This window comes from Alteromonas sp. MmMcT2-5, from assembly GCF_022348315.1.
GTDB lineage: Bacteria > Pseudomonadota > Gammaproteobacteria > Enterobacterales > Alteromonadaceae > Alteromonas > Alteromonas macleodii.
In genome coordinates, this window is the sequence record NZ_JAKRFB010000002.1 from 194114 (window position 1) to 207267 (window position 13154).

At 47.0% G+C, this 13154-nt stretch carries 13 protein-coding genes; all 13 read right to left on the reverse strand.

The window, feature by feature from the left end; translation table 11 throughout:
- Nucleotides 1-45: 45 nt before the first annotated feature.
- Nucleotides 46-1479 (reverse strand): YdgA family protein, encoded by a 1434-nt coding sequence (locus MHN09_RS02875; RefSeq protein WP_239239049.1) that lies wholly within the window; start codon nucleotides 1477-1479, stop codon nucleotides 46-48.
- 99 nt (nucleotides 1480-1578) lie between these two features.
- A complete protein-coding gene (locus tag MHN09_RS02880) occupies nucleotides 1579-2334 on the reverse strand; it encodes a type II secretion system protein N (protein ID WP_239239052.1) in 756 nt (251 codons plus the stop codon).
- Nucleotides 2331-2810: a type II secretion system protein M gene (locus MHN09_RS02885; RefSeq protein WP_014977776.1), complete on the reverse strand. Its 480-nt coding sequence runs from the start codon at nucleotides 2808-2810 to the stop codon at nucleotides 2331-2333. The genes MHN09_RS02880 and MHN09_RS02885 overlap by 4 nt, the downstream gene beginning before the upstream one ends.
- A complete protein-coding gene (gspL, locus tag MHN09_RS02890) occupies nucleotides 2807-4006 on the reverse strand; it encodes a type II secretion system protein GspL (RefSeq protein WP_039235770.1) in 1200 nt (399 codons plus the stop codon). Before gspL ends, MHN09_RS02885 begins: the two co-directional genes overlap by 4 nt.
- The gene (gene gspK, locus MHN09_RS02895) at nucleotides 4006-5052 is read right to left on the reverse strand and encodes a type II secretion system minor pseudopilin GspK (protein ID WP_239239054.1); all 1047 of its coding nucleotides are present in this window, start codon (nucleotides 5050-5052) and stop codon (nucleotides 4006-4008) included. Before gspK ends, gspL begins: the two co-directional genes overlap by 1 nt.
- Nucleotides 5049-5675 carry a type II secretion system minor pseudopilin GspJ gene (gspJ, locus tag MHN09_RS02900; protein ID WP_202941450.1) on the reverse strand — a complete coding sequence of 209 codons (627 nt, stop codon included), beginning with the start codon at nucleotides 5673-5675 and terminating at the stop codon, nucleotides 5049-5051. The genes gspK and gspJ overlap by 4 nt, the downstream gene beginning before the upstream one ends.
- A gap of 1 nt (nucleotide 5676) precedes the next feature.
- Nucleotides 5677-6105 carry a type II secretion system minor pseudopilin GspI gene (gene gspI, locus MHN09_RS02905; RefSeq protein ID WP_187446235.1) on the reverse strand — a complete coding sequence of 143 codons (429 nt, stop codon included), beginning with the start codon at nucleotides 6103-6105 and terminating at the stop codon, nucleotides 5677-5679.
- Nucleotides 6102-6728, reverse strand: coding sequence for a type II secretion system minor pseudopilin GspH (gene gspH / locus MHN09_RS02910; RefSeq protein ID WP_187446234.1), 627 nt, complete (start codon nucleotides 6726-6728; stop codon nucleotides 6102-6104). Before gspH ends, gspI begins: the two co-directional genes overlap by 4 nt.
- Before the next feature lie 5 nt (nucleotides 6729-6733).
- Nucleotides 6734-7171 (reverse strand): type II secretion system major pseudopilin GspG, encoded by a 438-nt coding sequence (gene gspG, locus MHN09_RS02915; protein ID WP_014951309.1) that lies wholly within the window; start codon nucleotides 7169-7171, stop codon nucleotides 6734-6736.
- Nucleotides 7171-8397 (reverse strand): type II secretion system inner membrane protein GspF, encoded by a 1227-nt coding sequence (gspF, locus tag MHN09_RS02920; RefSeq protein ID WP_014977774.1) that lies wholly within the window; start codon nucleotides 8395-8397, stop codon nucleotides 7171-7173. Before gspF ends, gspG begins: the two co-directional genes overlap by 1 nt.
- Nucleotides 8398-9963, reverse strand: a complete 1566-nt coding sequence (gspE, locus tag MHN09_RS02925) for a type II secretion system ATPase GspE (protein ID WP_275445276.1) — start codon at nucleotides 9961-9963, stop codon at nucleotides 8398-8400.
- 1 nt (nucleotide 9964) lies between these two features.
- Nucleotides 9965-12016 carry a type II secretion system secretin GspD gene (gspD, locus tag MHN09_RS02930; RefSeq protein WP_081106123.1) on the reverse strand — a complete coding sequence of 684 codons (2052 nt, stop codon included), beginning with the start codon at nucleotides 12014-12016 and terminating at the stop codon, nucleotides 9965-9967.
- A 95-nt stretch (nucleotides 12017-12111) separates the two neighbouring features.
- Nucleotides 12112-13029: a type II secretion system protein GspC gene (gene gspC / locus MHN09_RS02935; protein WP_049585461.1), complete on the reverse strand. Its 918-nt coding sequence runs from the start codon at nucleotides 13027-13029 to the stop codon at nucleotides 12112-12114.
- Nucleotides 13030-13154: the final 125 nt, after the last annotated feature.

Consider the following 13154-nt stretch of genomic DNA (forward strand, 5'->3'; position numbering starts at 1 on the left):
CGTCTGCGATACACGGTTTACGCTTTTATAGAGGTTCTCTAACTATTATTGAGGGGCAAAAGGCAGCGGAATAGGCGTACCGTTCACACTGGCTTCGCCATCTTTAAGTGTTAGCTTTGTCTCGTAACCTTTCTCGGTTTCTTTTATTAAGCCTTGTTGAGCAAAGGTACTTAGCATCATAGGTGTCTGTTGTTCTACAGCGGCTTGAAGCTCTTCAGCCGTCATATTTTGTGCTTGTGGCGTCGCCATTAGTTGGCCCATCATATAGCCAGATGCCATACTCTGTGCAAGCGCTTTATCGGCCGTGATTTGTGCATCAGCCAGCAAATGCGTGACCCAATAAGCGGCGTCTTCCAACGTACCGGGAAGAGCATCTATACCCACTAGTTTCGTATTTGCGTAAGCGTTAAACGACCCTTCAGGCAACGTTGCTTTCAGCTTCGTTATATTAATCTCTGGCTCAGCTTTAAGCTGTGTTAGCAAGTTAGCTTCAACGAACTCCATCATTTTGGCTGGCACTTCTTCAGAAGGCACCAGTAATGAATTGTTGCTAAAGTCTTGATAGGCCTTAATGAAGTCGATATCTAAGTTATTGATGGCTACGCCTAACACCATGTCTGTAGCATCAAGTTCAGGGCCCACGGCTTTGTCGACAGCGTATTCAACGTAGATATTGGCGGTGTTATTGTCTTCGTTAATCTTGACGTCGGTCGCAAAAGCTAGGTTCTCTATTTTAACTGCCGCACCAGGCTCAATGTTAGAAATTTCTATGCTTTCTATACGCGCCTTACCTTGCGATTCAAATAAGTCGCCCTTGAACGCCGCTACCATATCGCCATCATAGCTCATATCCATAGACAGATTTTTCATCTCTAACGAAAATTCATCTGCACTTATGCTTAGCGATTCACCCGACGACGTATACAAAGTTTTGTCACCATCAGGCTCAGCTTCACCCGCATAACCAGAGAAAAGTAGCGTGAACCCCTCTTCTTCGGCCGTCGCGCTAAGCGCTGGAATAACGTCTGCGTAGCTTAGTCCACCAAACAAACCAACCACGCCTTCGTTGCGATAAATTGGCTGTTGGCCATCCCACTGAACGTATTCTCTTAACTCATCTCCATCAATAGACACCGTATAGTGAACGCGGCCTAACCCTAAGCCATCGCCAAAGTACACCGGTCCGTGATGAGCTACTAGCGTAGCGGTAATACTAGGGTTTTCTTCCATTGGTATATCAGTGGAGTCAACATTCTGTGCATTAATTAGCGCTTGAAAATCGACAGCAAGCTTGATTTCTGCTGTTGTCGAAAACCAGCCTTTGTCATACGAAAGTACCTCGGCAGAATAAACGGCTTGTTGGTTAATTTCGTTTACGGCGGCGTTAACATTTTCGTGAACGCTAGTGCCAATAAAATAAGGGGCAACGCCAAGTGCAACCAAAGTTACGCCCGCGCCAGCTAGAAGAGGTTTGTTCATGATTACAATCCTTTGTTAAAAAGTGTTCCCAGTTCCTCTGGCCGCAAACGTGAAGTACGTTGGTGGCCTAGAAATTCTACGCATAGGTTGTGCTATGCATCACAGCTTAATCGCAATGTAGCCGCTACTATCCGGCGCACCAAACAAGCGTGCGGCCTGATGGACTTCTTGCGGTAAGCTGTCGTCAGGCTTAAATTTACCACTTACTCGAATATTTTTCATCGTAATAGGGATAACCGCATCCATCGACAAGCTTAGTAAGTTAGGCTCGCTTACTAGTATTCCAATGTCATCGCCTTCACAACGCAGCTTTGCGGAATAAGTGCCAAAATCAATAGGACCCTGTGTACCGGCAACTGTCGCGTTGAGCCAATCTCCGGTGCCGTTTAGCGATTGACACGCAGGCCCAAACGTTAAGTCACTGAGCGACACTTTGAAGCGCCCGCCGGCATTTACTGGCAGCGGAAGGCGAACTTGTGCAAGTACTCGGTCTACCGGTAAATACAGCGTGAAGTTTTCGGTATTTATACTGTTTTGGCTGAAAAGCCCCGTGGTAATAGGCCCTTCGAATGCAATGTCGTTTTTATCGCGAATATTACCTGCTTTAAGGTTTAATTTAATTTTACCTATCAACATATGTAAGGGACTAAGCTCCCATTTTACATTGTTGATGGGCAGGCCATTAACCACTACAGTTTGCGCCTTGCCTGAAAACAAGGTGCCGCTAACACCACTAACGGCAACATTGCTAGGTAACGCAATACGGCCAATAACGTGAACAGCAGGCATGTAAGCAATGGCAAACAATAAGAAGGCAATAATGCCGCCTATAATCCAACTAACTTTCGACTTCATGCTTTACCTAATTGTAATCGGCGAATTTTGATATAGCCTGGCGCATCGGCCTCGGCAATATCCGCTTGAAGAATAATCACGCCCATATTTTCCATGGCTTTGAGCCATTCTAAAACACTGTTAAACGGCGCCTGATCAACCCACACCTGAAGCTCGTCGCCTTGTGGCTGCATACGAGATATAGCAATGTCGTGCTGAGCAGTAGTGCGGTTTACCGCTTGCGGTAACGAGCCAGAGAATGTTCGTTTACCCCCGCTGCTGCGGCGCAACTGCTGTGCTCTTGCTGCACTGTCTTTTACCCAAACCAACAAGGATTGCTGATTGTCGAGAAGCTGTTTCTGTTTATCTAAAGCAGCATTAAGCGGCGACCATACCGCAAAATAAAATAGCGCAATTATTAATAGCACAGCTGAAACCAGTACTAACTTTTGTTCGCGCTCGGTCAGCGCTTTGTACTTTTCTAAGAGTGCATTCATGAGGTACTCCTTACTGATACTGTACCTACAACGCCATTGTCACGATTATTTATAGCCCCTTGTTCAACCACAAAGCCTGCGTTTTCTGCTGTACGTTTAAACTGCTCTAGCGCTTCAAAGTTTTTACCTTGCGCCTGAATGCGAATCTCAGTGCGGGTGGCATCGAAGCGCAGTGTTTGCGGTTTTACATCAGTGGCTGAAAAAGCCGGAGCGAGCTGGTCTAGCATTATTAGCATAGAGGCACTGCCACCGCCTTGTTCTAACTTGGCAAGCTCGCTTTGTAGCTTCAATCGCACGTTGCGATAGGTACCAATATTGGGGAAACCCGCTTTAACAGCGGTATTAATCTCACTGCTTAACGCCTGATTTTGGGCTTTAAGCTGGTAAAGAGAAAAACCTTTGTCGATAAGGCTGGTGCATAGCGCTAACACTGCTAATACTGCCGCAACACGCCACTGATTCAGAACACCGCTGCGTTTGCGTTTTACTTTGTAATCGCCTTGGCATAGGTTAAAACTGCTTTGCATCGCCTCTTTTGCCAATACTTGCATAGGCAGCTCTAAGGGTGCCTGCGCTTCCTCAATATTTGGCAAAGTGCTTAAATCGATACCGGCATAATTGGTAATGGTTATGGGGCTTTCTTGTTGTGCTGTAAAATGGACGAGAGTTGGCAGTAACCATGTTGCCTCGCCCTGCACGCCTTTGAATGTGTCTTGTCGAACGAGAAGCTGTTCACCTAATGTAAGCACTGACCAACCGTTTTCGGTGACTGGCACTGCGAGTACATCAGGAATAATGGTGTCGCAGAATAACCCTGCTTCGCTAAGCCAGGACTGCCACAGCTCCATCTTTTCATGGCTAACTACTGCAACGGCCTGCTCATCGCCTCGCTTAGGGCCGATCGCAAAAAACTGCTGGCTAATGTCAGTGGCAAGCTCGTCTTCTAGCATAAACGGGATGGCAGAAATGATCTTGCGGCCAGCTTTAGGCGGCAGCTCAACCCATTTGAGTAAAATTTCGCTGCTAGGCGCTAAGGCAATAACACTTCGTTGTCCCGCGCGTTCGGTCAGCGAAGATAAGGCTTCTGCATTAGGCAGCTCGCCCGATGCAATAATTTCATCTTCGGTTCGCGAATAAACGAGCCAGCTAATTGGGTCTGTATGGTTGGCGCCTAAACGCACCAAGAGTTGTTCCATCAATAGGTTCCCCCAAACTCGCGATTCACAATGCTAACGCCGGTATCAGCATTAACGTGAAACACGGTGGAAAGCTTAAAGGTTGCTTTGTTGTATTGTGTTTTTGTATGCAACATAAAATATTCAGTTTTAACCGAAAACCAATCTTGTCGAGTGCTTGTTAAATTAAGCGCTTGAATAGAGGGCTCGCTTAAAAATGCATTGGTATCGTCCCAGCCGTTTTGCGGGCGACTGCTAATCAAACTTGCGGCCTGCTGAATGTCTAATCCCGTTAGGCCTGCAAGTAATGGTGCATCTTCTTCTTCTAATGTGTTGACGTTAATTTTCAACTCATTGTAATCCGGGATCACGCAAACTAATGGCAGTAATGCGTCTAGCCATTGTGGTGATACACCGTTAATAATACGCAATTCACTTTTTGATGCCAGTGGTCCGTTAGCTGCTAGGTAAGGAAACTCTCTGGACTCGTATTCGCTGTCTTCTGCACCGTAAGGGCGCATTCTGTCATCTTCGTCGACCCAGTCGGCTAAACTGTCGCGTAAGGTATCTGCGGTGTAGTTGTCTAGTCCGTCAACGCTAAGTGATAGCAACATAGTGTGAAAAGCGTCCATGGCTTCCGTGGTGTTACTCGCCCCACTGCTGCCATTACCGCTGTTACTGCCCGCGCCTCCTGCACTGCCAGAGGTAATCGCGTTTAAATTAAAACACGCTTGCAAATCGTCTAAGTTAGCGGTTAACCCACCGTTTTCTAAAGGATAGCTGAATTCTTGTGCCCAAGGCTGATCTATAGAAATCACATTCGGGCTTTCTTCTATTAAAGACTGGATAGACTTACGCGCAAAAGCCTCGGCTCCCATGGCGTACCAGTAGGCTTGATTGTTGTCTTTTAAGTTCATCGTACGCTGCACCTGAAGCTGCAAGCGTGTACCCATCTCTGTGGCTAATACCGCAACCAAGGCTACTATCATGAGCACAATCATTAATGCCACGCCTTGCTGCTTAGCGGGTGGAGTAATCGACTTGCGCTGAGTACTCTTGATTGTCATGACGATTCACCCGTAGTTAAGGTAAATTCTCTGCGTATTTTTCCGAAGTCTTTACTGACAAACTCAATGGCCACCGCGCGCGGCAGTGCAGCTCCTTTATAACTTTCGCTCCACGACAGGTCTTCGTCTTCATCTAAGGAACTACTGTTAGCGGTGGCAAGAAATTCAATTTTTAAGCTTTCTACATCCTCTAACAGCACACGGACTTTGGGCTCGTAACCTATGACGTTATCTACATAGTTGGTGTATATTCGCTCAATTCTGTTCTCTTTGAGGCGGTAGGCGACATATTGAAGTGTACTTCTTGGCAACATGAGTTGTGGGTTATGCCAGCCACCGCGTACAAAGCCTATGCCGTCTTCGTCGCTACCATCCGTTTTACCACCAGCCATAACCACGCTTTGTTTCTCACCGTTATAACGAATAGCGCGAGGCACTGCTTGCTGAAGGTCTCGCTCAATCGTGATCATGGCACGCTGCAATAATTGAAGTTTTGCAAAACGCTCTTCTGAAATATCATTGCTGTCGATAACTGTGGTAAGTAGACCTGTTGATGCAAGCCCAATTAGGGTGAATATGGCCATAGCAATCAGTATTTCGATAAGCGTGAATCCGCGCTGCATGCTAATTTCCCGCCGTCGGTTTAGCAACGAAAGTGGTTACTGATGTAACTGAACTGCCGTAGCTTTCGTCTTCACCCACCGAAACGGTTACCGATCGCAAGTCGTTGTCGTTGGTTTTTGTCACCGTTTGCTGCCAGTACCACGTGCGATCGGCCATCTCCATCGTGCCTTTTAAATTGTTCTTGGGCGGCCACGTGGTATCTAATTGAAGCTGGTTTAAGCGATTGCTTGCCACCCAGTTGGCAAAGGTGACAGATTCTATTTGCCCAACGCTTGATAAATGCTCGCCTGCAGCTTTAAGTACTGCTGTACCGGTTAGCGCAAAAATAAGCAGGGCAACCATAACCTCCAGTAGCGTCAAGCCACTTTGCTGGCGTGGCGTGGCAGGTGCAGCGTTCTTTGTCGATGCATCAACGTTGAACGCAATCATAGTGGTCTCTCCAGAGGCCCTTCAAGCACTAAAGGCGGAAGATCTTGGTTTTGCAGGCTGTAATAGACGGGATTGTCGCCGTCATCACCTTCGTAATTAAACGACAAGGTAAAAGGCGTAATTTCGCCACTCGACATTATAAGCACTTGAGGCGGAGGCAGCTTTTTCTCTTCTTCGTTACCTATTTCAACCCCTTCATCAGAAACACTTAAATTCTCGTCGAACAGCTCCCTGTCAAAGAGCCTGTCTTCAACATCCCATGGTAAGTCGTCTAAATCTAAAGTGAAGGTGAAAGGCTCAGGCAACGTATAAGGTTCGTAGGTTTTTTCGCCTTCGATACGCTGCCACTCATCATCGTCGTCTAAGTAGACAAAGTAGTATTCATTTTTATCGGCTTCAAACCGCACTCCAAGCTGTTGTTGATTTAACACCGCAAAATCGCTGGCCATATCAACAATCACCTGCAGGCGTTGCGCTTGGGTTTTTAGCAGGTCAGATTTACTCGCACCGAATGCGTTAAACATAACGTAACCCGCCGCCAATCCCATAAGCAGCAGTACCAGCATGACTTCTAATAGGGTAAAGCCTGCTTTTTTCAAAGATGTACTGCCGCGGTTGCGCATAAAGGTTAGTTCAGGTATTCGTTAATGTTCCAGTTACCAATGTCATCATCAGTACCCGGTTCGCCGTCTGGACCATTAGAGAAAATATCAACTACGCCAAGTTCTCCCGGGCTAATTAGTGCATATGGATTGCCCCACGGATCTTCAGGCAGGCGTTTAATGAAACCACCTTCAGGGTAATTACGTGGAATTGGGTCGATAGTTGGTGCGGTAACTAGCGCTTCTAGTCCCTGTTCTGTGGTTGGAAAGCGGTTGTTACGCAGCTTATACATCTCAAGCGCGCTTTCCATTTGCTGGATGTCTACCGCCGCTTTTTTAAGCTGCGCTTCTTCTTGGTTACCCAAGATTTGCGGTGCCACCATAGACGCCATAATACCGATGATTAGAAGTACGACCATGACTTCAATCAAACTGAAACCAGAACTGCGATTAAGTGTTTTCATTAAATATTCACCATGTTGTTCAATGCTAAAATTGGTTGCAATATTGCCATAACGATAAACAGAACAATGCCTGCCATCGATACAATAAGTAAGGGTTCAAATACCTTAAGTGAGACACCAATAAGCGCTTCAAATTCCCTATCTTGATTATCTGCGGCGCGAGCTAGCATTTGCTGTAGCTCACCCGATTTTTCACCAGACGCAATCATATGCATCATCATTGGTGGAAACATTTTTGTGTTATCTAGTGCCGCCCGCAGGCTGCTGCCTTCTTTAACGTTAATGGCTGCATCTGCCACTTGGTTTTTAATATGCTGATTTTCCAGCACATCACCTGAAATACGCATAGCTTCTAGTAGTGGAACCGCACTGGCACTTAAAATACTTAAGGTACGTGCAAAACGCGCGGTATTGAGCCCGCGAGACACCCGGCCAATTAACGGCAAGGTTAACAGCGCTCTGTGGTAGCGTAGCTTCATGTGCTTTTGCTGCAGCACGCGCTGAATAATGACAACAAGCACGGCAATACCAATAAGCATAAATAAGCCGTAATTTTGCAGCCAGGTACTGACAGAAATTAGAAACTGGGTAATGGCCGGGAGGTCTTGCCCCATGTGATCGAACTGCCCCACAATTTTGGGCACTACCACCGTTAACAATAGCAGCACGATACCCATTGCAAAAAACAGCATTAGCGATGGATAAATCATCGCCTGAGTAATTTGGCTGCGGGTTTGTTGTCTGCGTTCTGTGTAGTCAGCAAGGCGGTTAAGCACGGTATCAAGGTGACCGGATTTTTCCCCTGCTGCGACCATCGCACGGTATAGCTCGTCAAACACACTGGGAAATTGACCCAATGCATCGGCAAGTCCGTGACCTTCTACCACTTTACTGCGTACTGCCATCATCATGTTTTTCTGACGAGGCTTTTCACACTGCTCGGCTACGGCAAGCAGTGCTTCTTCAACGGGAAGGGCCGATTCGACAAGAGTGGCGAGCTGACGCGTGAGTAGCGCTAAATCTGATGCTGAAATACGGGGTTTAAATAAAGAAAACGACAGGCCTTTGCCTTCGCTTTGTGCGCGCTCTGCGACCTGCTCTACTTCTAAGGGAATTAACCCTTTTTCGCGCAGTTGTTGGCGAACCTGGCGTGCATTATCACCTTCAAGTACGCCATTTGTATTTTTACCGCGGGCATTAACCGCCTTAAAAGCGAATGCCGCCATTTAGTCTTCCCTCGTTACTCGAAGCACTTCTTCAAGTGAGGTAGCGCCCGCCAGCACTTTACTACAGCCATCTTCACGAATGCTTGGTGTCGTCTTTCTGATGTAGCGTTCAATGGCTTGCTCACCTACACCTTCGTGCATCATCTCGCGCACTTTTTCATCTACCAACAATAGCTCGTGAATACCGGTACGACCGCGATATCCGGTTTGATTACACGCGGCGCAGCCATGAGGCTTGTAGATAGTGGTCTCGCTTGTGGCGTTTTGCCCTAATACTTCAAGCTCAGAAGCGTCAGGCGTATGTGGCTTTTTGCAATCTGGGCACAGGGTACGAACGAGTCGCTGTGACAAGACGGCCAATAAGCTCGAAGACAACAGGAATGGCTCAATACCCATGTCTTCTAAACGGGTGATCGCGCCCGCTGCCGTATTGGTATGCAGAGTAGAGAGTACTAAGTGACCGGTTAAACTGGCTTGAACAGCAATTTGCGCCGTTTCGATATCACGAATCTCACCCACCATCACTACATCGGGGTCTTGACGCAAAATAGCGCGAAGGCCTCTGGCAAAAGTCATATCTACACGGGGATTAACCTGTGTTTGTCCGATGCCCGGAAGATCGAACTCAATAGGATCTTCAACGGTTAAAATGTTTCTGTCTCGCGAGTTTATCTCGGTTAACCCTGCATACAAGGTGGTACTTTTACCCGAGCCCGTTGGGCCGGTAACCAAAATAATGCCGTGAGGTTTTCGAATAAGAGACGAAAAGTGATTACGGTTTTGCAGCGTCATGCCTAAATCTTCTAGATTTAAGCGCGCATTGTTTTTATCCAGTAGACGCAATACCACACGCTCGCCGTGGCTTGAAGGCATGGTCGAAACACGCACGTCTACTGCTCGCCCAGCAATACGCAATGTAATACGGCCATCTTGAGGCACGCGTTTCTCGGCGATATCTAACTTCGCCATAACTTTAATACGCGATACCAGCATGGAAGAAAGTTTGCGATTCGGGCGCAAAATTTCGCGTAACACGCCGTCTACCCTGAAGCGAACCACAAGCTGGTTTTCAAAGGTTTCAATGTGAATATCTGATGCACCTTCTTTAATCGCCTCGCCCAACATGGCGTTGATAAGCTTAATAATAGGCGCATCGTCTTCACTGTCTAACAGGTCTTCAGTGTCAGGCAAGTCTTCAGCAAGAGCGAACAAATCACTCTCGTTGCCAAGGTCTTCCATTAGCTGTTTAGCCGCAGAGCTATCGCGTTGAAACGCACTGGTAAGCAGGCTTTCAAATTCATTGGCAGGAATAGTTTTCGGCACAAAGGGCTCGCCGTAGAAACGTCGCACTTCAGCGAATACATCAAACGGCGTATTCTCTGTAAAATATAAAACCGCAGGGGTTTCATTGGTTTCCAGCAATACCTGATTGCGCTTCGCAAAGCTAAAAGAAAGCTGTCTTGAACCGGCCTCCTCTTCAGGCAAACCTGCGTCTTTACCCATGGCTTCTAAGGCTTCTTCTTGCGCCTCTAATGCCTGAGTAATTTGTTCGTCCTGCCCTGCCATGCTAGTCGTTACCTTCTTCTTGTTTCTGCTTCTCTTTCTCAGAAAGGTACTCTTCGAATGAAGGTGGCAACGCTAGCGCATCATCCCATTGTGGAATAGTCGGGGTTTCTTCGTAAGGCATTAGCGATACACCTTCTTGCTGGCGTTTTAGCTGCAGTGCACGAATGTAATTGTATTTGCGATGGCTGATTGTGTTCATGGTTGCACCGTCACGGACAATGGTCGGTTTCAAGAACACCATCAAGTTACGCTTACGCTTGCTTGTAGACGTCGTCTTGAAAAGATGACCAAGAACAGGGATATCGCCTAAAAGTGGCACTTTAGACACACTTTCTTGTACGTCTTCGTCAATCAAGCCGCCTAGTACGATAGTACCACCATCGTCAACAATCACTGTGGTTTTGATTTCGCGCTTGTTGATAGAGATGTCTACTGATGTCGCACCGCTAACGCTAGACACTTCTTGTTCAATAAGAAGCTGAACGGCATCGCCTTCGTTAATTTGCGGCGTAACTTTAAGTTTAATGCCCACTTCTTGACGATCCACCGTTTGGAACGGGTTAGAGTTGTTCGAGCCGGTTGTCGTACCGGTAATAATCGGTACTTCCTGACCCACAATGAAAAACGCTTCTTCGTTATCCATGGTAGTTAGGTGAGGTGTGGCAAGAATATTTGAATTGGTATCAGTGCTTACCGCCTGTACCACTGCGCCCCAGCCATTTTCGATAACGCCAGCAATCAGGCCGTTTGCACCGCCAAGTAAGCTTGCAAGAGCAGTGAAGTCGCCTTCTATCGTGTCCGTTGTTTCTACCACTTCACCGTTGGCAGTGATGTTGGTTTGCGTGGTCTCTCTATCTTCGGCCTGTCGTAGTGCCACAGCTAATGAACCGACGCCTATAACACCATTATTGAACTGTGTACCACCGCCCTCTTCTGACACCCATTGCACACCTAATGTGTTGCCGTCGCCTTCAAAAACTTCAACGATAATGGCTTCAACTTGTACCTGTGCACGGCGAATATCCAGTTGACGCACCACTTCTTCTAGCGAGCGCATCATGTCTGGCTCTGCAGTTATAACAATGGCATTAGAATCTTCGTGCGCATCAATGCTGATTTCACGGTTAGAGCCAGCTCGACGTGACGTAGTGCCACCACCTTGCTCTTCAGCTTGAATGCTTGCAGATACGCCCTGTAATACTTTTACTAAATCTTCCGCTTTAGCGTAGTTAAGAAACAGCACGCGGGTATTGCCGTTTGACTCAAGCTCTTGGTCCATGCGCTGAATAAGGTTAATAAGACGCTGACGCGCTTTAATATCACCGCTTACAATAACTGAGTTAGTTCTGTCGTCTGCCACTACGCGAGGCTCAGACTTAGTACCAGTATTGGCTTTACCTTGTGACTTATTAATACTGTCAATAATGCGCACCATTTCTGATGCTGACGCATAGCGAAGTTTAACGATTTCAACTTCTTCGTCACCGGCACGGTCCACGCGCTCGATAATTTCTACCAGTCGGTTCACTACCGCTGCACGGCCGGTTAGCATCATCACATTTGATGGGTCGTGGCTAACTACGTTACCGCCGCCCGCTTGGTCATTTAGCTGGCGTAAAATAGGCGCAAGTTCACGTACCGGTACGTTATACACAGGAACAACGCGAGTGATCATTTCGTCGCCGTCGCGGTTAGCGCCTTCCACTACTGGAATGTTCGATGTTTTGGCGTCTTTAGAGCGAACCACTTTCAAAATACCGCTAGGCATTTCTACAACGGCGAAGTCATACACTTGAAGTACGTTTAGGAAAAACTGGTAATACTGATCTTCATCGAGCATGTCGTAGCTGCGTACGCTTATTTTCCCACGTACGTTGGGGTCGACAATAATAGTGCGCTCTAGATTTTTACCAACGATATTAATGAACTCGTTAATGTCGGTATCTTTGAAATTAGGCATGTACTCAGCGGCTGTCACCGAGAAACACAGAAGCGCCGTGCACATGGCTGTGCTCAAGCGAGATAATAGTTTTTGGCTAGTGCGCCTTTTCATTCTAACGTCCTTCATTTCCTAACTTGTCGATGACCGATTTGCTTTAATTGTTCTTCTGCTTACCTAGCAACAAAATAGCGCTGTTACCGCTGCTGTCACGATTCAGGTAAATCTAGGTAAAGCGTGGTTAAGCTGCCATCTCGAATAATCGTTAATTCTATTGTTTGTGCATTGCGTAGCTCAGACAGTGCCTCTTGCGATTGCTGCAAGTCGGTAAGGTCTAGCCCGTTAATTTGTGTAATGACATCGCCAGCCTGAAGCCCTGCCGATTTAAATAATTCAGGTTCTTTGCCAGGACTTACTTGATAACCAATAAGCTGGCCTTCTTCGGTTTTTGGCGATATTGAAATAAAGTCTGTGAAGTTAGCGGGGCGTTCTCGCAGAGCAGCGGTTGCTTCTAACGCTTCTTCGCTAAGCTCAACTGTATCTTCTTCCTCTTCCTGCGGCTCAGGTCGGTTTCTCGCTTGCATTTCACGGCGACGATTAGCTTCATCGTAATCAATTCCGTCAAGCATCAGGGTTTCGTTTCTTACCCCGTTCTTAATAATAACGCGATCGTTGTACACCTTTTGCAACGTGGCGTTGGTGCCTTCAATCTTTTCACCTAAACCATATACTGCTTGGCTGCCGCGATTTTCTATAATAGCGGTGCCCGCTTCCTGCTCTGAACTGGCCACAACGCCGGTCAGGGTCAAATTTAAGCGTGTCTCTGGCGCGTCAGTAACTTCGGCTACCGGTTCAGCGGGTTTAGCCGCTGCATTACCAAACAGATTCAACTGTTGTATTTTGGCAATGTTGACCCCATTTTGGCCTGACGACGAAGAAATAACCGGAGCACGGCTTACTGTGGGTGTCGCAGATAGTTGAGGTTCGGGTATAATTCGCCACACGAGTTTGGCAGCAAATGCAATTAAATACAGGCTGAGCAGAACCACTACGATGGTATGTAGCTGTTTTTGATGCTGGTTCAGATAAACAACCAGAGATTGTGGGTTGGGTTTATTGAATGTCATGCTGCCACTGATGGTACTGCTTTATTATAATATAGTGAATTTTTGGTTAACCGCGCTTTAGCAAACCCATAATAGCCTAGTAAAGGTGAGGGTCACAACACTAAAGCCACACCATTACGAAAATA